Origin of the sequence: Kitasatospora sp. NPDC008050, assembly GCF_042957465.1 — a bacterium.
Lineage (GTDB): Bacteria > Actinomycetota > Actinomycetes > Streptomycetales > Streptomycetaceae > Kitasatospora.
In genome coordinates this window covers 184,582-202,033 of record NZ_JBIBIJ010000010.1, presented here as the reverse complement: position 1 = coordinate 202,033, position 17,452 = coordinate 184,582, and the positions used below count along the sequence as shown (strand labels likewise).

The following is a 17,452-nucleotide window of genomic DNA, read 5'->3' as shown; positions in this document are numbered from 1 at the left end:
GATCTCGGCGTCGCAGCCCGCAGGAGTTCGTCTGGCCGCGAACTCCCGCAGAAATAAGTCCACTTCGGGTTCTCTGGAGGATTCCATGGCTCGCATCCGCACCGCCCGGCTGGTTGTCGCACTGGCCGCAGCACCACTCACCGCAGGCCTGCTGCTGGCCGGCGCCGGCGCCGCCTTCGCCGACAACGTGGCCGGCTCGGGCGACGGCTCGAACAGCAGCGTCGTCTCCGACACGGGCAGCGGCAACATCTTCGGTGGCGTCGACGGCAACTACAACGCCACCCAGCAGACGGCAACCGGCAACGGCGCCTCGAACCAGAACAACACCCTTGGCGTGAAGGGGAACTCCGGCCTGGTGCTGGCCGATCAGTCCAACAAGAACCTGCACATCGACTTCGCCCCCATCGGCGGGTGAGCCACTGAGCCAGTGAGCGCGCCCCACCGAGGGCGGGCGAGGGCGAGTCGGCCATCCGTGGGCGAGTCGGCCGTCGCCGGAGACGGAAAGGGTCACCGGGCTCCGGTTCGTGGGCGGTGTCGGCAACGGCACCGCCCACTGGCATGTCGTCGCTCAGGGCCCGGCGGGCTGCGCCGAGCGGGTGGCTTCGGTGCGCGCACCGGCGCGTCCGCCCCCGGCTCGGCCGAGGCGACCTCGGCGCGGCACAGGATCGGAGGATGGTCCGCTACCTGCGTCCGGCGGCGTTCTCGGCCGCCGCCCTCGTCCTGCTGCTGGCCACCGACACCAGCGCCGCGCCCGGCGGCCGCCCCGGCCTGGCGGGGGTGGCGGGCCGGCTGCCGCCGGCCGGGTGGGCGGCAGCCGCCACCGCGGCCCGTGCCGCACCGCCGGGCCCGACCCGGGCCGCGGCCCCGGCCGCGCCGCCCCCGCCGCCGACCGTGCTGCCCGATCCCGGCCGGGACAAGCTGGCCGATCCGACCCGCGGCGTCTTCACCGGCAGCGGCTTCGACGCGTGCAGCGCCCCGCCGCTGGACACCATGCGGGCCTGGCGCGGCGCTTCCCCCTACGGTGCGATCGGCATCTACTCCAGCGGCCGCCAGCGGGCCTGCGACCAGCCCCGGCTGACCGCCGACTGGGTCCGCCAGGTCCGGGCGCTCGGCTGGCGGCTGCTGCCCATCCACGCCGGCCGGCAGGCGCCGTGCGCCGCCCCGGGTGACCGGCAGTCGCAGCCGCCCAGCCGGCCGCAGCTGATCGACCCGGCGCACGCCGTCCAGCAGGGGCGGGAGGAGGCGGGCGAGGCGGTCAAGGGCGCCCGGCGGATCGGGATCGGCCAGGGCGCGCCGATCTACCTGGATCTGGAGGCCTACCCGCCGGGCAACGCCGGCTGTGCCAAGGCGGTGGTCGACTTCACCCTCGGCTGGACCCAGGCTCTGCACACCGCCGGATACTTCGCCGGCTTCTACTCCAGCCTCGACTCCAGCATCACCGACCTGGCCGCCGCCGCCCGGGCCGGGGCGGCGCCGCTGCCGGACGCCGTCTGGTACGCCCACTGGGACGACCGCGCCAGCACCGACGGCGGCGGGGTGCTGGGCGCCGACCAGTGGGCCCGGCACCGCCGCGCCCACCAGCAGCACGGCACCGTCCAGGAGACCCACGGCGGTGCCCGGCTGGAGATCGACCGGGACCAGCTGGACACCCTGGTGGCACGCTGAGCCGGACCCGGTTCGGCACGCCACCAGCCCGGTTCGGCTCGGCTCGGCTCGGCTCAGCCCAGCCCAGCCCAGCTCAGCCCAGCCCAGCAACGCGCCCAGGTAGCGCCCCGCTCGCCGTCGCCGCCCGCGACACCCTGCTCGCCCTCGGGGGCCTGCTGCCCGACGCCACCGTGGTCCGGGCCGCCGCCCCGATGCTCGACTGGCACCCGCCCACGGGCGCCGGTGCCGCGCGTGCCACTCGCGGCTTTTGAGCTGATCGTCTCATTCGGCCGGGAGCTGCTGACAGCCACCGCGCGCGGGGGCCAGAATCGGCAGCGGGCCACCCGGCTACCAGTGGGTAGCAAGCGCGGTGGCCGACAGCCAGGCAGCCCGGTCAAGGAGGACCCCGCGTGTTCAGCACCATGCAGGACGTACCGCTCACCGTCGCCCGGATCCTGAGCCATGGCGCGACGATCAACGGCCGGGCCACCGTGACCACCTGGACCGAGGCCGGGCCCGAGGCGCGGACCTTCGCCGAGGTCGGCGCCCGGGCGGCCCAGCTCGCCTACGCGCTGCGCGACGAGCTCGGCGTCACCCCGGACCGGCTGGTCGCGAGTCTGATGTGGAACAACGCCGACCACCTGGAGGCCTACCTCGCCGTCCCGGCCATGGGCTCGGTGCTGCACACCCTCAACCTGCGGCTCCCGGCAGCGCAGTTGGCCTTCATCATCAACCACGCCGCCGACCACGCGATCATCGTCAGCGGCAGTGTGCTCCCGCTGCTGGCCGGCGTGCTGCCGCAGCTGGCGCCCACCCTCAAGCACATCGTGGTCAGCGGCGCGGGCGACCGCTCACTGCTGGCGGGCTTCGCCGGCACGGTGCACGAGTACGAGGAGCTGATCGCGGGCCGCCCCACCGCGTACCCGTGGCAGGAGGAGCTGGACGAGCGCAGCCCGGCGATGATCTGCTACACCTCCGGCACCACCGGCGACCCCAAGGGCGTGGTCTACAGCCACCGTTCGATCTACCTGCACTGCCTGCAGGTCAACTCGGCGGCCACCTTCGCCCTCACCTCGCGGGACATCGCGCTGCCCGTGGTCCCGATGTTCCACGTCGGCGCCTGGGGCATCCCGCACGCCGCCTTCATGTCCGGCGCGAGCCTGCTGATGCCGGACCGCTTCCTGCAGCCGCAGCCGCTGGCCACCATGATCGACCGGATCCGACCCACCGTCAGCGCCGCCGTGCCGACCATCTGGAACGGCCTGCTGGATGAACTCGACCATCCGACCAACCGTCAGACGCCGTACCACACCGCCTCGTTGCGGCAGGTGGTGATCGGCGGTTCGGCCTGCCCGCCGGCCCTGATGCACGCCTTCCAGGAGCGGCACGGCATCCGGGTGGTGCACGCCTGGGGCATGACCGAGACCTCACCGCTGGGCACCTACGCCCTGCCGCCGGCCGGCCTGAGCGAGGGCGAGGAGTGGGCCTACCGGGTCACCCAGGGCGTCTTCCCGGCCTCCGTGCAGGCCCGGCTGACCGGCCCGGGCGGCGAGCGGATGCCGCACGACGGCGTCGCGGCCGGCGAACTGGAGGTGCGCGGCCCCTGGATCGCCGACGCCTACTACGGCGGCGCCGGCCGTGAACCCGAGCGCCCCGAGGACAAGTTCACCGAGGACGGCTGGCTGCGCACCGGCGACGTCGGCACCATCACCCCCGACGGCTTCCTCACCCTCACCGACCGGGCCAAGGACGTGATCAAGTCCGGCGGCGAGTGGATCTCCTCGGTGGAGCTGGAGAACCACCTGATGGCGCACCCGGAGGTGGCCGAGGCCGCCGTGGTCGCCGTCCCGGACGAGAAGTGGGGCGAGCGCCCGCTGGCCACCGTGGTGCTGCGCCCGGACGCCACCGTCGACGTGCGCGGCCTGCGGGCCTTTCTGGCCGAGCGGGTCGCCTCCTGGCAACTGCCCGAGCGCTGGGCGCTGGTGGCCTCGGTGCCGAAGACCTCGGTGGGCAAGTTCGACAAGAAGGTGATCCGCGCCTCCTACGCCGCCGGTGAGTTGACCGTCACGGTGGTCGGCAAGGAATGAGTCTGACGGTTCGTCAGTGATGCGCCGGGCCTCACAGGGCGCGGCGCATCGCCAGCCGCGGCCACCGGTCCAGGCCGTGCGCGGCCTCCCGGGCGCGGATCTCCCGCAGCCCGGGTCCGAGCGCCGCCTCCGCCAGCGGCAGGAACCCGCAGCGGGCGTAGTACGGCGCGTTCCACGGGACCTCGGCGAAGGTGGTCAGGGTCAGCGCGGGCGCACCCTGCGCGGCGGCCGACGCCGCCAGGTGGTCCAGCAGCGCACGCCCGATGCCGCGGCGGGCGTGGTCGGGGTGCACCGAGACCTGCTCGACGTGGAGGTTGCCGTCGACCTGCTCGGCGAGCAGATAGGCGACCGGTCCCCCGGTCGCGGGGTCGGCGGCGGCCCAGGCCAGCCCCGCCCGCTGGTAGCGGGCGAGTTCGTCCAGCGGCAGCGGCTCGTCCTCGGCGATCTCGGGCATGCCGACCTCGTGGAAGCAGCGCCCGGCGGCGCGTTCGAGCTCCTGAAGGGCGGTCAGTTCGTCCGGGTGAACCAGTCGGATGATCATCAGGCCATTCTCCCGCCGGTCAGCCGGCGGTGGTGACCTCGCCCAGTGAGCCGATCCGTCCGAGCAGGTCCACGATCCGCGCCTGCACGTCCGCGCTGGTCGAGCGCTCCGCCAGGAAGAGCACCGTCTCACCGGTGCGCAGCCGCGGCAGCTCGGCCGGATCGAGGTCCACCGAGGTGTAGACGACCAGCGGCGTGCGGTGCAGACGGTCGTTGGCGCGCAGCCAGTCGAGCAGCCCGAGCCGGCGGCGGCGGATCTGCAGCAGGTCCATCACCACCAGGTTCGGCTGGACGCTGCTGGCCTTGGAGACCGCGTCGTTCTCCGAGACCGCGTGCTCGACGTGCATCCCGCGCCGTTCCAGGCTGCTGGTCAGGGCGGCGGCGATGTCCGGGTCGCTCTCGACCAGCAGCACCCGGGCGGCGTGGTTCTCGCTGTCCCGCGGGGCCAGCGCCCGCAGCAGGACCGCCGGGTCGGCGCCGTACGCGGCGTCCCGGGTGGCCTGGCCGAGGCCGGCGGTGACCAGTACCGGCACCCGGCTGTTGAGCGCGGCGGTGCGCAGCGACTGCAGCGCGGTGCGGGTGATCGGCCCGGTCAGCGGGTCCACGAAGAGCGCGGCCGGGTAGGCGGCGACCTGGGCGTCCACCTCCTCGCGGGAGCGGACTATCACCGGTCGGTAGCCGCGCTCCTGGAGCGCCTGCTTGGTGGACGGGTCGGGCTCGGGCCAGACCAGCAGCCGGCGCGGGCGGCCGTCGACCGCCGGGCTGACCATGGTCGGGTAGTCCGGGTACTCGGGCACCCGCGGTGCGCCGCCGCCCGGCCCGGTGACCGGGTCGTCCTCGCCGGAGAGCCGGGGCAGGCTGCTGTCGACGTCCGGCCCGCCGGCCGACTCGCCGTGGGACGGCGCTGCGGCCATCGCCCGGGGCAGTTCGGCGATCGCCCGTGGCGCGGTCCGCGGCTCGGCCTGCGCCGGCACCGCCACCTCGCCGGACTGGGTCGGGAAGGCGGCCGGGAAAGCGCTCGCGAACCCGGAGGGACGCGGCGGCGCCAGCTCGCCCAGCCCGCTGCCCACCGGCACTTGCTGGGGCGCGGCCGGCTCACCACCGGTGGCCGGTGGCGCGCTCGGCACCGGCGGCACCGGGGCGGCGGCCTGCGGCAGCGCGAGTGCGCCGCCCGCGGACGGCGGCTGCTCGGCCGACCGCCCCGACTCCAGCGCGAACGGGCCGCCCTCGGGCTGCGGGTTCTGCGTCGTGCCGGGGATGCCGAGCCGGCGGCGGCGTCCGGTGGGCTGCTCGGCCGGCGGCGCGGGTTCGGCCGGCGGCTGGCCGGCCACGGCCGGCAGCGCGTGCTCCAGGCCGGGGTAGAGGGGAGTGCCGGGCTCGGGCACCCCCGGCAGAGCGAGCGCGGCCGACGGTTGCTCGCTCGGCGTGCCCTGCGCGGGCAGCGCCCGGCGCCGCCGGGACGGCTGCCCCTGGGCGGCGGGCCCGCTCTGGTCGGTGGGCTGCTCCTGGGGCATGGACCGGTCCTGGACGGCCTGCGGGGCGTCGCTGCCCGGGCCCAGCGCGATCGGGCCGCGCTCGGCTGCTCGGGGCGCCGATGACCCGCCGTCAGCCGACCCGCCCTGGCCGCCGGGCGAGCCCGCGCCCGCGCCCGCCCGCGCCTTGCCCTCGCCGCCGCCCGCCGCGCCGGTCGGGCGCTCCACCGGCTCGGGGCCGCCCGCCATGCCCGGCAGGTCCGGCAGCACGGCCGTGTCCGTCTCCCGCGGCACCTGACGCCCGCCGTTGGTCGCCGCGCGCGCGGCCGCGGCCTGCGCCGCCGCCGCGTCGAGCGGCAGTTCCACGACATAGGTGGTGCCCGCGTGGTTGGGCAGTTCGTGCGGCTGGAGCACCCCGCCGTGCCGCTCCACCAGGCCGCGGGCGATCGGCACATGGACCTTGCTGCCGCCCCGCCCGGGGCCGCGCACCTCGATCCGGGCCACGTCGCCGCGCTGCGCCGCCGCCAGCACCACCATCGGGGCCTGCCCGCCGCTGGTGCCGGGGCCGTCGCTCAGCGCCGTGCCGCTCACGTCGGCCACCAGGTGCGCGAGCGCCTGGGTCAGCCGCTCGTGGTCGGCGGTCACCGCCACGGGGGCGGCGTGCACCGAGAAGCGCAGCTTGCCGGGGCCGACCAGCTGCCCGGCGTACTCGACCGCGCCGGACACCAGCTTGTCGAGCGTGGTCTGCCCGCGGTTGAGCCCCTCCGCGTCCTCGCGTGCGTCCCGGCCCTCGGGTGCGTCCCGGTTGTCGCGTCCGTCCCGGTTCTCCCGGCCCTCGCGCGTCTCGGCACCGCCGGCCGCCTCGCGCTCGTAGCGCTGGTGGGTGAGCACGCCGTCGATCAGCAGGCCGAACCGCCGGCAGTCGTCGGACAGGGCGCGCAGCATCCAGTTGGCCTCGGGCCACAGCTGCCCCGCCGGGTCGCCGGCCAGTGCGTCGATCCGCTCGCGCAGCGCCGTGAGGGCGCCGCTGACCTCGGTCTCCAGGACCGCGGTCAGGTGGTCGGCGCGTGCGGTCAGCGCCAGCTCCCTGGTCCGGTCGGTGAAGGTCATCACCGCGCCGACCAGCTGGTCGCCGTCGCGCACCGGAGCCGTCGTCAGGTCGACGGTGACCGGGCGGCCGTCCTTGCGCCAGAGCGTGGCCCCGCGCACCCGGTGCTTGCGGCCCGAGGTGAGGGTGTCGAGCAGCGCGGACTCGTCGGCGGCCACCGGGGTGCCGTCCGCGCGCGAGTGCTGGACCAGCGGGTGCAGCTCGCGGCCGCCCAGCTCGCTGGCCCGGAAGTCCAGGATGTGCGCGGCGGCCGGATTGACCAGCACGACCCGGCCCTCCAGATCGACGCCGAGCACGCCCTCCGCCGCCGCCCGCAGGATCATCTCGGTCTGCTTGTGCTGGCGGCGCAGCTCCGCCTCCACGCCGAGCCGGCTGGAGAGGTCGCGGACCAGGAGCAGCAGCAGGTCGCTCGGGCTGGAGGCGCCGCGCGAGCCGCGGTCCCGGTACGGGTCGTACGGGACGACCGGGGCGAACGCGTAGCCGCGGCCCTCGCTGCCGTCCTCGTTGGCGAAGTCGTTGCCGGACACCTCGACCGGGAAGGTGCTGCCGTCGGTGCGGCGCGCGGTCATCCGCACCGGCTTGTCGGCGTCGTCCTGGTCGCGCGGGGCGGGCCGCATCGAACCGGGGATCCGGCTCGGATCGAAGTCGGGGAGCAGGTCGAGCACGCCCATCCCGACCAGGGAGGTGCCGGGGGTCTGCAGGCTCCGTACGGCGGCGTGGTTCGCGTCCACCACGGTGCCGTTGCTGTTCACCAGCAGCAGCGCGTCGGGGAGCGCGTCGAGTATCGCGGCGAGGCGAGCAGCGCCTCGGATCGGCCTGCTGCTCACGTCGACAGGTCTCCTCACGACTTACGACTTGCGGTTCGCGACTCACGCTCGCGGACCGGGCTGCCTCCCGGGGGTTGGAGTATCCCATTGTTTTTGCCGAGAGGACGACCTGCCTAGTAACGTAACCGGTGGTTGGTGCCGGAGCCCCGAGCTGTGGCATCATCACTGGCACGCGGACCGCATCGGCGACGATGAGGCCCGGGTGGATGGAGGCTTCGCCTAGTCCGGTCTATGGCGCCGCACTGCTAATGCGGTTTGGGTCTTAAAGCCCATCGAGGGTTCAAATCCCTCAGCCTCCGCCTGATCGAGAGCCCCGCCGACTTCGGTCGGCGGGGCTCTCGTCGTTCCGGCTCCCGCCCCGGGGCCTGCCCGAACCCACCGGGATCAATCGATTTCACCCCAGGTCGGCGTTCATGTAATGTTGTCCCCGCACCGCCCCGGAGGCCAAGCAGCCAGGGCGAGCGCTCATAGCTCAACGGATAGAGCACTTGACTACGGATCAAGAGGTTGCAGGTTCGAATCCTGCTGAGCGCACCGCGAAGACGAGGCCCCAGGCTCCGGCAGGGGGCCTCGTCGCTTGCGAAGTGCGCGATGGTCAAGCCGATACCTGGTATCGGGTAAGCTGTCGGAGTACACCACAGGGGAGTTCCGATTCCCCTGAGGGCGCTCATAGCTCAACGGATAGAGCACTTGACTACGGATCAAGAGGTTGCAGGTTCGAATCCTGCTGAGCGCACCACCTGATCGAAGGCCCCTCCTCGGAGGGGCCTTCGTCGTTGTGGGCCGGCTGCGGCTGTCCGGGTGGTTCCGGGGGTGCTGCGTGAGTCGCGGGGGTGACTGGGCGTTAGATCGTGATTCCTTTTTGTCACATCGTGTGCACAGGAGGGTCTCATGCCCGCGAGATCGCCACGGAGCAGCCGCCCCGGCCGTCCCCACCGGCACCGCAGCGCTCCCAACGCCCGTCACCGCTCCGTGGTGGTCGCGGCGGCCCTGGCCCTCGGACTCACCGTCGGCTGGCTGCCGACCGCATCGCAGGCCCAGCAGTCGCCGGACACCTGGTCGGGGGACCAGCGCGCGGTGCTGCGCTCCGGCCTGACCGTCGACCTCGATTTCGCCGCCGACCCCGGTGTCACCGCGCACCCCGCCGCCGGCCGGCTGGACGAGCGCACCGCGGCCTCCTACACCGACGGGGTCCGCCCCGGTGCGGCCGCCGAGACCGTCCGGTTCAGCCAGGACCGCCCCGCGCCGGACGGCAGCTGGCGCACCCTCGGCACGCTGCAGCTCAGCTTCTCCCGCCCGGTGCGCAACCCCCGGCTGCACATCAGCGGCCTGGCCGGAGTGGCGAGCGGACCGGGCGGGAGGACCAGCTCCGCCCTGCGGCTGAGCGTCACCGGCGGCAGCCCCGGCGGCCCGGCGCTCACCGCCCGCTCGCCCTGGGACGGCTGGACGGTGGGCGGCGGCGTGCTCGGTCCCGGCACCGCCGACGGATCGGGCGACGCGAGCGCCGACCCGGCCGGCAGCCTCGAACTCGACGGCACCTTCGACACCGCGGTCCTGCGGATCGAGCGGCGCGACACCGCCGCCCCCGGCAGCACCACCGCGCCCCCGGACCTGCGCCAGGCGTTCACCGTCACCCTGGACGAGACGCTGGGCAGCGCGCCGACCGGCTACGGCAACGCCTCGCACGTGGTCTCCGACCTCTTCCTGGGCAGCGACGCGCTGGGCGCCACGTCCGTGTCCGGGCCCGCCCGCCGCAGCAGCGGGCTCGAACCGCTGCCGCCCGAGCTCCAGCCGGGCCGGGTCGACCACGTGGCCAACGACCCCGCGATCAACTTCCCGCAGGAGGCGGCGATCGGCGGCTACTACGACCTGACGGTGCCGGTCAGCCCCGGGCCGAGCGGTGCGACGCTGGCCGGCTGGATCGACTTCGACCGCGACGGCCGGTTCGATGCCACCGAGCGGGCCCAGGTCGACGTCCAGGCCGGGGCGACCAGCGCCACCCTGGAGTGGGTCGTGCCGCCGGACGTGGCCGCCGGCGACACCTGGGCGCGGCTGCGTCTCGCCCGCGACCCGTCCCAGGTGGTGGCGGCCGACGGCTTCGCGGACGCCGGCGAGGTCGAGGACCAGGCGATCCAGCTCTCGGTCGGAGCGGCCACGCCCGAGATCACCAGCCCGCTCCCGGGCGCGGCGGTCAGCGAGGTGCGACCGCGGTTCGGCGGCGACCGCGGTGTGCCCGGCGCCACCGTGGCCGTCCAGGAGGACGGGGCGACGATCTGCCGGGCCACCGTGGACGAGAACGGCGGCTGGAGCTGCCGGGCCACCGGTGCGCTCGCCCCGGGCGCGCACACCGTGCGGCCGGCCGAGACCACCAGCGGCGGCGTGCTGCGGACCGGGGACCCGGTGCGGATCACCGTGAGCACCGCACCGCCCACGGCCCCGGTGTTCACGCTGCCCGAGTACACCAACGACCCCGAACTGCTGCTGACCGGGACGGGCGGGCCGGGCAGCACCGTCTCCGTGACGGAGGGGAGCCCGGCCACCGAGCTGTGCCGCACGGCGGTGAAGGCGGACCGGACCTGGTCCTGCCTGCCGGTGGAGGAGCTGGCGGAGGGCCCGCACGTGCTGACGGCCACCGCGCTGGACCCGGCGGGCAACCGCGCGGCCGGGCACCCGCGCACGCTGATCGTGCGCACCGTGCCGCCGGCCGAGCCGGTGATCACCTCGCCGGGGCCGGGCGAGGAACTGCACCTGGTCCGCCCGCGCCTGACGGGCCGGGGTGACCCGGGCGCCACGGTGACGGTGGTGGCGGGCCGGGACGGCGCGCTCTGCTCGGCGGTCGCGGCGGTGGACGGGAGCTGGGTCTGCCACGCGCTGCGGGACCTGCGGGAGGGGGAGCAGCTGCTGACGCCGACGGCGACGGACCGCGCGGGCAATGCGACGACGGGGGACCCGGTGCGGGTGCGGGTGGTGATCGCGGCGGTCGCGGGGAAACCTTCGCCGAGCGCGAGCGCGAGCGCGAGCCTGGGTGCCAGCCCGAGTGCGAGCCCGAGCCCGAGCCCGAGCGCGAGTGTCACCTCCAACCCCACCCCCGCGCATGTCGCCGCCCCGCAGAAGTCGACCTCTCCGACTTCTGCGCCCAGCCCCACCTCCCCGGTCGCGGGTTCGTCCTCTCCCACCCCGGTCACCCGACTGCTCGGACCGCCGCCCGCTGCCGAGGCGCCCGTCGTCCGGCACACCTCGCTCGGCGGTTGGCGGGCGGCGAGCTGCGGGGTACTGCTGATCCTCACCGGGCTGACCTTGATCACCAGGCGGATGCTGGCGCGCGGATCGGGCAGCCGGCGCCGCTGATGCGGTGCGCGACCTCGGCCGACGGCGTGTCAGGAAAAGCCGACACACCATCGGCTAAATGTCGCATTTGCAGACTTATGTACTTAACCTGACTCCGCGTGACACATCGACCTGAGGAATCCCGCATGGACGCCCCCCGCGATACCGCCCGCCGCACCCTCGCCGGGGCGACCCCTCTGCTGAAGAAAACGCCCACGGTCGGCCCCCCATCGGACCCGGCCACCGAGTCGCTGCCGCTCGCGCTCCCCGCGCCGAGCGCCCCTTCACCGGCCGCCCCGGCGACGGTCTCCGTGCAGACGATCCATCCACAGCCTGTGGACAGTCGCGCCGAGATCGCCGCCCGCCGCCCTCCGAAGGCGGATCCGGAGCTGCGTGAGCGGGAGGCGCTCGCGCTGGCGGGGTGGGTGGCGCTGGTCGCTCTGCTGCTGGCACTGGCCTCGATCGCCCTGGTGCTGGCCCAGGTGGGGCTGATCCCGCACCTCGCCGACGGGCTGCCCGACCTGCGCAGCGAGGCCGTCCGGGAGGCCGGCGGTCCGGTGGTGACCGGGTGGGCGCTGGCGGCGGTGACGGTCGGCGGCGGTGTGGCGCTGGTGGCGCTCGCGGGGCTGCTGGCCAACGCGGGCGGTGAGACCAGGGTGCTCAGCCGCTGGGGCCGCTACCGGGGGACGGTGCGCCGCACCGGGCTGCTCTGGGTCAACCCGCTGCTGCGCCGCCGCCGGGTGGACGTCCGGCTGCGGCACTGGCGCAGCGAGGCGGTCCAGGTGACGGACCGTACGGGGATGCCGATCGTGGTCCGGCTGCTGGTGGTCTGGCGGATCAAGGACACGGCACGGGCGTCGTTCGCGATCGGCGACCACGAGGAGTACCTGCGCGAGCAGATCCACGCCGTGCTCACCCGCACCGCGAGCACGCTGCCCTGCGACAGCAACGCGGCACCGGGACCGGCGCTGCGCGACGGTCAGTGGTTCGCCGACGAGCTCACCCGTTCGCTGGCGGCCGAGGCCGCGCCGGCCGGGCTGGAGGTGTTCTCGGCCCAGCCGCTCGCCCTGGAGTACGCGCCGGAGGTGGCCGACTCGATGCGCCGGCGCCGGCTGGCCGACCTCGACGCGGGGCTGCGCACGGTGCTGGTGGACGACGCGGTGGAGGCGGCGGCCCTCGCGGTGCGGCGCCTGGAGCGGGCCACCACCCATGAGCTGGACGTGGCGGCGCGCAGCGCCCTGATGGAGCAGCTCCTGGTGGCGTTCCTGGCCCCGGCCGGTGTGCCGAGCGGGCTGCCCGCCACCGTCCCGGCACCGGCCGGCGCCAACGCGATGACGAAGAGCGGCAAGGCCGGCCGGGAAGGCAATCGCGCATGAGGATAGCCACCGGTCCCGCCCTGATCCGCTTCGACGAGCAGCTCGGTGAGCCGCCGACGTCACTGGACTGCGCGTGCCCGCCCTGCACCGCCCGAGCCGGCTCGCGGGAGCTGCTGCGCCGCAGCCGGGCCGTCGCCCGGGCGGGTCGAATACCGCAGCTGAACCTGACCGTCCGGGGGGCCTGCCTGGCCACCACCGTCCTCGCCGGGGCCGGTGTGCTCGGGCTCAGTACGGCCGCCGGTACGGCCAGTGCCGAACCGGCACCGAGTGGCCCGGGGTGGGACGGTTCGAAGTACTGGTTCAGGAACGCGGCGGGGGAGTGGCGGTACACCAGCCACTACGACGTCTACCTGAGCCGCACCGGGGCCGGGAGCACCACGGATGCGGACGCCGACGGGATGCGGCAGGGGTGGGACGGTTCGAAGTACTGGTTCAGGAACGCGGCGGGGGAGTGGCGGTACACCAGCCACTACGACGTCTACCTGAGCCGCACCGGCGGCGGCGACACGGCCGGCACCCCGTCCTCGCCCGCCGGCGGCACCACCAGCACGAGCACCGGCACGAGCACCACCGCCGGCACCGAGCCCGCCGTCGCCTACGCGCTCGCCCAGCTCGGCAAGCCCTATGTCTGGGGCGGCAACGGCCCGGCCGGCTACGACTGCTCGGGCCTGGTGCAGCAGGCCTACCGCCGCGCGGGGATCGAACTGCCCCGGGTGGCCGACGACCAGTACGCGGCCACCACGCCGATCAGCTCGGGCCAGCTGCGGCGCGGCGACCTGATGTTCTGGTCGGACAGCGGCCGCCCCTCGGGCATCCACCATGTGGCGATCTACCTGGGCGACGGGCAGTACGTCGAGGCCCCGCGCCCGGGCAGGAACGTGCGCGTCTCGACCCTCAACGCCGGCTACTACCCGACGCAGCTGGGCCGCCCGTCCTGAGGGGCGGCCAAGCGCCGCGGCCGCCGTTGTCCACAGGCGGTGGACAACGGCGGCCGCGCGCGGCTCAGGCGGAGGCGGTGTCCAGCAGCGCCAGCTCCTCCGCGGTCAGCCGCAGGGTGGTGGCGGCCAGCAGCGGGGCGAGCTGCTCGACGGTGCGGGCGCTGGCGATGGGCGCGGCGACGGTGGGCTGGGCGGTGAGCCAGGCCAGCGCGATGGTGGCGGGCTCGACCTGGTGGGCGGCGGCGACGGTGTCCACCGCGGTGAGCACCCGCACGGCGCGCGGGTCCGCCAGGTAGCGGTTGGCGCCCTCGGCGCGGGCACTGGGCACGCTCGGGCCGCCCGGGCGGTACTTGCCGGTGAGGAACCCGGCGGCCAGCGCGAAGTAGGGGATGGCGGACAGGCCGTGCTCGGCCACCACGGCGGACAGCTCGCCCTCGTAGGTGCCGCGGGAGACCAGGTTGTAGTGCGGCTGGACGGCGACGTACCTGACCAGGCCCTCCTGCTCGGAGAAGGCGAGCGAGGCGGCCAGGCGTTCCGCGCTGAGGTTGGAGGCCGCGATCTCGCGGACCTTGCCCTCGCGCACCAGCTCGTCCAGCGCGCCGATGATCTCGGCGACCGGGGTCGCGGGGTCGTCGCGGTGGGTGTAGAGCAGGTCGATCCGCTCGACGCCGAGCCGGCGCAGCGAGGCCTCGGTGGCCGAGCGGATGTTCGCGGCGCGCAGGCCCTGCGCCTCGGGGTGCTGGCCGACCTTGGTGGCCACCACGATCTGCTCGCGGTTGCCGCGGGAGCGCAGCCAGTTGCCGAGGATGGTCTCGGACTCGCCGCCCTGGTTGCCCGGTGCCCAGGCCGAGTAGACGTCGGCGGTGTCGACGAAGTCGCCACCGGCGGCGGCGTAGGCGTCCAGGACGGCGAAGGACTGGGCCTCGTCCGCGGTCCAGCCGAAGACGTTGCCGCCGAGCGAGAACGGGAAGACGGTCAGCGAGGAGCGGCCGAGCGGAACGGCGGCGGCTACCTGGGAGAAGTCGGTCATGCTCTTGGACAACGAGCGGTGGGCGGCGGCCATTCCGGGGCGAGCGCCCTGCCGCGGGGGCGACGCGCTCGGCCGGCAGGGGTCCGGACTGTCCTGGGTGGGGCTGGATTGGTTAGAGTCCCATGCCATGGCTGAGAACTATGAAGACCCTGCCGGCAGCACCCAGATGTTCCGGGCCTTTGTGGAGACGCCGGCGGCCCAGGCCCCGAGCAACGTCTCCGTGCACCGCAGCGGCGGTGGCCGCGGCGGCATGATCGCCATCGGGGCGATCGTGGCGCTCGTGGTGGTCGTCGCGGTGGTCTGGCTCGCCGTCAAGTAACGCACGGACTGCGGTCACTCAGGTCGCGTGGCGCACCACGGCCGTCAGCACGGCTGGCGCCACGCGTCCAGTTCAAGGTGCTTCTCCATCGAGCTGAACCGCAGCCGGTCGGACTGCGCGCAGAACTGACTGGTCGGCACGGTGTACTCGACGTGCAGGACGGCCTTGTTCTGCTGGATGAACGGCGTCAGTTCGTCGCACTCCTGGTACTGGGCACATTGCTCGTCGACGGCGAAGTCGAAGGAGTCGACGAGCTGGGGCACCTGGTCGACGTCGTTCTTCAACGCCACGCCGAGGCCCAGGCCGTGGGCGAGCTGGGCGATCATCTTGTTGTAGGCGATCTGCTCGTCCGCGGTCAGCGGGAAGCCGGAGTTGTTCTGGTAGGCGTCCAGCAGGTCGGGTTCGATGGCGTCGAAGCCCTTGTCCTTGCACATCTGGAAGCGCTGGGCGAGCAACGGACGCAGCACGTCGATCTGGCGGATGTCGAACCAGTTCTCGCCCTTCCAGCCGTCGCCCGAGCCGCGTACCGAGCTGGGGAAGGCGGCGGCGTCGGGACGGAAGCTCTCCCAGGCGCCCGCGTTGACGTAGCAGATCACCTTGCGGCCCTTGGCGTGCAGCGAGGCGACCACGGAGGCGTCGTTCTCGAACCCGTCGATGTCGTACACCGGCACGTCGACGGACTGGTCGACGGTGCCGCTGAGCTGCCACTGCCAGGGGGTGCCGGGGGTCGGGTGCCAGTAGGCCTGGCTCGCGCCGCCGGTGGAGCCGGACGGCGAGGGGAAGCCGCTGGTTGAGGGGGAGCCGCTGGTCGAGGGGGACGCCGAGCCTGCCGGGGACGCCGCCGGGGCCGTCGGTGAACTCGCCGATCCGCTGGGCGAGTTGGCCGCCGAGCTGGCCGGACCCGGCTCCGGCTGGTCGGAGTCGTCGCCGCCGTCGCCGGCGCAGGCGCTCACCAGCATCGCGGTGGTCAGGGTCAGGGCTGCCAGCAGGGCGGTGGCACGACGGGTCACGTGGGGCACTCCGAGAGCTTCGGTGTCGACGGTGGAGTGGCGGGGTTTCCCGTGGCGGCGGGTGGTGCGGTGGCGAGCCCGTGCGGCAGCGTCGCCCAGGGGTTGTCGCCGCCCCCGGGCACCGTGCAGCCGACGCCGGCCCGGCGGGAGGCGATCAGCGCGCCCGCCGCCTCGGCCGCCCGGGCGGGGACCTGGTAGACCAGGTGGCAGAACCGCTCGGCCGGGTGGTGTCCGGTCCAGAGCGGCAGGGCCAGTGCGTCGTACTCGGCCCAGCTGCCCTCGAAGGTGACCAGTAGATCACCCAACTCCGGTTCGGCGAACGATGGTTCTGGGTGCGCTCCGTGGCCCAGGACGACCGTTGAACAACCGGCCGCGCGGGCCGCGGTGGTGAGTCTGCGGTAGTGCGCCAGGGCCGCCGGGTGACCGGCGGCCTGGTCGAAGTAGACCCCGGTGGTGCCGTACCACTGACGGAAGGTCAGCAGATCGGCCACCACCTCGCCATGTGGGCGGCCGCCGTAGGCGGTGTCCACATAGCCGAGCAGGGGGATGCCGGCCTCGGTCAGTTCGGCCGCCGCCTGTTCGAAGGCGGGTTCGGGCGCGGGGCCCGGCCCGTCCGCGATGTTGAGCACGACGGCGCGCACGGTGTCGGGGCCGGCGGCCGCGACCGCCTGCCAGGCCGCCGGGTCCACCGCGGGGTGGACGTACAGCGGCACCAGCAGGCGGGCGGCGGGGGTGCTGATCATCGGCTGCCGGCCACCAGCGGGTCGGCGCCACCCGGGTCGGGCACCGGGGCCTGGTCCTGCGCGTCCGACCAGAGGTCGCGCAGGCTCTGCTCCAGCGCGATCCGCGGCCGCCAGCCGAGCGCCCGCTCGGCGGCGCCGATGTCGGCCTGGTGCCAGGAGACGCCGGCCGAGCGGGCCGAGCCGGCCCCGCTCTCCTCGATCCGGCCGGTGAAGCCGGCGGCCGCGACCAGCCCCTCGGCGATCGCCCGCACCGGGCGGGCCCGGCCGCCGGCGATGTTGAGGATCCGGGGCAGTGGCGTGGCGGCCAGCGCGGCGGCCACCACCGCGGCGGCGACATCGCGGGCGTCCACGAAGTCACGGTACGCGGACAGGTCGCCGACCGTCACCACGCCGCCCGGGTTGGCCGCGAGTTCGGCGGCCAGCCGCCCGGGCAGCGAGGCGGCGGGGGAGCCGGGGCCGACCGGGTTGAAGATCCGCAGCACCACCGCGTCCAGCGCGGACTCGGCCACCGCCAGGGTGCCGGCCAGCTTGGTCACGCCGTAGATCCCGGTGGGGCTCGGCTGGTCCGTTTCGGCCAGCGAGCCGCCGTCCCGACCGGGACCGTACTCACCGCCCGACCCGAGGTGGATCAACCGCGCCGTGGGACAGGCGAGTTCGAGGGCCTCGGCGAGGACCGCCGGGCCCCGGGCGTTGACCTCGCTCTGGTGGCGGGCGCTGCCGGCCACCGCCCCGGCGCAGTTGACCACCACCGCGGGCGCCAGGCGCGCCAGATCGGCGGCCAGCGGCTCGACCTGACTGGACGTCAGATCGAGGCGCAGGTCGTGGTCCGGGCGTCGTCCCGCGGTCGCCAGCTCGGCCGCGGGCAGCGCCCGCAGCGCGGTGGCGGCGTGCCGGCCGAGGAAGCCGTCGCCGCCGAGCAGCAGGATCCTCACGCGGCCCGCCCTTCGGCGCCGACCCGGGCCGGTTCGGCCGCGGGCACCGGCTCGACGCCGGGTGGCGTCTGGACCGGCAGCTCGGGCAGTTGCTCGCCC

General features: G+C 74.7%; 13 protein-coding genes and 3 tRNA genes. 10 read left to right on the top strand and 6 right to left on the bottom strand.

What is annotated here, in order from left to right:
* Positions 1 to 85: 85 nt before the first annotated feature.
* The 3 genes from ACFZB9_RS21395 to ACFZB9_RS21385 all read left to right on the top strand — a co-directional run bounded on the left by ACFZB9_RS21395 (position 86) and on the right by ACFZB9_RS21385 (position 3,731).
* Positions 86 to 415, top strand: a complete 330-nt coding sequence (locus ACFZB9_RS21395) for a hypothetical protein (protein WP_391449336.1) — start codon at positions 86 to 88, stop codon at positions 413 to 415.
* 257 nt (positions 416 to 672) lie between these two features.
* The gene (locus tag ACFZB9_RS21390; RefSeq protein WP_391449334.1) at positions 673 to 1,665 is read left to right on the top strand and encodes a glycoside hydrolase domain-containing protein; all 993 of its coding nucleotides are present in this window, start codon (positions 673 to 675) and stop codon (positions 1,663 to 1,665) included.
* 389 nt (positions 1,666 to 2,054) lie between these two features.
* On the top strand, positions 2,055 to 3,731 hold the full coding sequence (locus ACFZB9_RS21385) for a long-chain fatty acid--CoA ligase (protein WP_391449332.1): 1,677 nt from the start codon (positions 2,055 to 2,057) through the stop codon (positions 3,729 to 3,731).
* A 31-nt stretch (positions 3,732 to 3,762) separates the two neighbouring features.
* Here ACFZB9_RS21385 and ACFZB9_RS21380 read toward each other — a convergent pair whose 3' ends face one another.
* Both ACFZB9_RS21380 and ACFZB9_RS21375 read right to left on the bottom strand, forming a co-directional pair.
* Complete coding sequence (locus ACFZB9_RS21380) at positions 3,763 to 4,272, bottom strand: GNAT family N-acetyltransferase (protein WP_391449330.1); 510 nt, start codon at positions 4,270 to 4,272, stop codon at positions 3,763 to 3,765.
* A gap of 19 nt (positions 4,273 to 4,291) precedes the next feature.
* Positions 4,292 to 7,678: a PAS domain-containing protein gene (locus tag ACFZB9_RS21375; RefSeq protein WP_391449328.1), complete on the bottom strand. Its 3,387-nt coding sequence runs from the start codon at positions 7,676 to 7,678 to the stop codon at positions 4,292 to 4,294.
* A gap of 208 nt (positions 7,679 to 7,886) precedes the next feature.
* On the opposite strand from ACFZB9_RS21375, the gene ACFZB9_RS21370 reads away from it, so the two are divergent.
* The 6 genes from ACFZB9_RS21370 (at position 7,887) to ACFZB9_RS21345 (ending at position 13,319) form a co-directional block, all read left to right on the top strand.
* A tRNA-Ser gene (locus ACFZB9_RS21370) sits at positions 7,887 to 7,977 on the top strand.
* Between the two features lie 162 nt (positions 7,978 to 8,139).
* Positions 8,140 to 8,212, top strand: a tRNA-Arg gene (locus ACFZB9_RS21365).
* A gap of 129 nt (positions 8,213 to 8,341) precedes the next feature.
* Positions 8,342 to 8,417 (top strand) — tRNA-Arg (locus ACFZB9_RS21360).
* 152 nt (positions 8,418 to 8,569) lie between these two features.
* Positions 8,570 to 11,026 (top strand): Ig-like domain-containing protein, encoded by a 2,457-nt coding sequence (locus ACFZB9_RS21355; RefSeq protein WP_391449326.1) that lies wholly within the window; start codon positions 8,570 to 8,572, stop codon positions 11,024 to 11,026.
* 125 nt (positions 11,027 to 11,151) lie between these two features.
* Positions 11,152 to 12,381 carry an SPFH domain-containing protein gene (locus tag ACFZB9_RS21350; protein ID WP_391449324.1) on the top strand — a complete coding sequence of 410 codons (1,230 nt, stop codon included), beginning with the start codon at positions 11,152 to 11,154 and terminating at the stop codon, positions 12,379 to 12,381.
* The gene (locus tag ACFZB9_RS21345) at positions 12,378 to 13,319 is read left to right on the top strand and encodes a C40 family peptidase (RefSeq protein ID WP_391449322.1); all 942 of its coding nucleotides are present in this window, start codon (positions 12,378 to 12,380) and stop codon (positions 13,317 to 13,319) included. The genes ACFZB9_RS21350 and ACFZB9_RS21345 overlap by 4 nt, the downstream gene beginning before the upstream one ends.
* A 64-nt stretch (positions 13,320 to 13,383) precedes the next feature.
* Here the strand turns inward: ACFZB9_RS21345 and ACFZB9_RS21340 are convergent, their stop codons facing one another.
* Positions 13,384 to 14,349 carry an aldo/keto reductase gene (locus ACFZB9_RS21340; RefSeq protein WP_391449530.1) on the bottom strand — a complete coding sequence of 322 codons (966 nt, stop codon included), beginning with the start codon at positions 14,347 to 14,349 and terminating at the stop codon, positions 13,384 to 13,386.
* Positions 14,350 to 14,476: 127 nt separating this feature from the next.
* On the opposite strand from ACFZB9_RS21340, the gene ACFZB9_RS21335 reads away from it, so the two are divergent.
* On the top strand, positions 14,477 to 14,668 hold the full coding sequence (locus ACFZB9_RS21335) for a hypothetical protein (protein WP_391449320.1): 192 nt from the start codon (positions 14,477 to 14,479) through the stop codon (positions 14,666 to 14,668).
* A gap of 44 nt (positions 14,669 to 14,712) precedes the next feature.
* Here the strand turns inward: ACFZB9_RS21335 and ACFZB9_RS21330 are convergent, their stop codons facing one another.
* Genes ACFZB9_RS21330 through ACFZB9_RS21320 form a run of 3 tightly spaced genes read right to left on the bottom strand, consistent with a single transcriptional unit; the run spans position 14,713 to position 17,353 of the window.
* The gene (locus ACFZB9_RS21330) at positions 14,713 to 15,678 is read right to left on the bottom strand and encodes an endo alpha-1,4 polygalactosaminidase (RefSeq protein WP_391449318.1); all 966 of its coding nucleotides are present in this window, start codon (positions 15,676 to 15,678) and stop codon (positions 14,713 to 14,715) included.
* Complete coding sequence (locus ACFZB9_RS21325) at positions 15,675 to 16,421, bottom strand: spherulation-specific family 4 protein (protein WP_391449316.1); 747 nt, start codon at positions 16,419 to 16,421, stop codon at positions 15,675 to 15,677. Before ACFZB9_RS21325 ends, ACFZB9_RS21330 begins: the two co-directional genes overlap by 4 nt.
* On the bottom strand, positions 16,418 to 17,353 hold the full coding sequence (locus ACFZB9_RS21320) for an NAD-dependent epimerase/dehydratase family protein (RefSeq protein WP_391449314.1): 936 nt from the start codon (positions 17,351 to 17,353) through the stop codon (positions 16,418 to 16,420). Before ACFZB9_RS21320 ends, ACFZB9_RS21325 begins: the two co-directional genes overlap by 4 nt.
* Positions 17,354 to 17,452: the final 99 nt, after the last annotated feature.

Bases quoted from the DNA above. Each gene is read 5' to 3' on its own strand.
- ACFZB9_RS21340 (WP_391449530.1), bottom strand. From the start codon at position 14,349: ATGACCGACTTCTCCCAGGTAGCCGCCGCCGTTCCGCTCGGCCGCTCC.
- ACFZB9_RS21335 (WP_391449320.1), top strand. From the start codon at position 14,477: ATGGCTGAGAACTATGAAGACCCTGCCGGCAGCACCCAGATGTTCCGG.
- ACFZB9_RS21395 (WP_391449336.1), top strand. From the start codon at position 86: ATGGCTCGCATCCGCACCGCCCGGCTGGTTGTCGCACTGGCCGCAGCA.
- ACFZB9_RS21350 (WP_391449324.1), top strand. From the start codon at position 11,152: ATGGACGCCCCCCGCGATACCGCCCGCCGCACCCTCGCCGGGGCGACC.
- ACFZB9_RS21380 (WP_391449330.1), bottom strand. From the start codon at position 4,272: ATGATCATCCGACTGGTTCACCCGGACGAACTGACCGCCCTTCAGGAG.
- ACFZB9_RS21345 (WP_391449322.1), top strand. From the start codon at position 12,378: ATGAGGATAGCCACCGGTCCCGCCCTGATCCGCTTCGACGAGCAGCTC.
- ACFZB9_RS21355 (WP_391449326.1), top strand. From the start codon at position 8,570: ATGCCCGCGAGATCGCCACGGAGCAGCCGCCCCGGCCGTCCCCACCGG.
- ACFZB9_RS21325 (WP_391449316.1), bottom strand. From the start codon at position 16,421: ATGATCAGCACCCCCGCCGCCCGCCTGCTGGTGCCGCTGTACGTCCAC.
- ACFZB9_RS21390 (WP_391449334.1), top strand. From the start codon at position 673: ATGGTCCGCTACCTGCGTCCGGCGGCGTTCTCGGCCGCCGCCCTCGTC.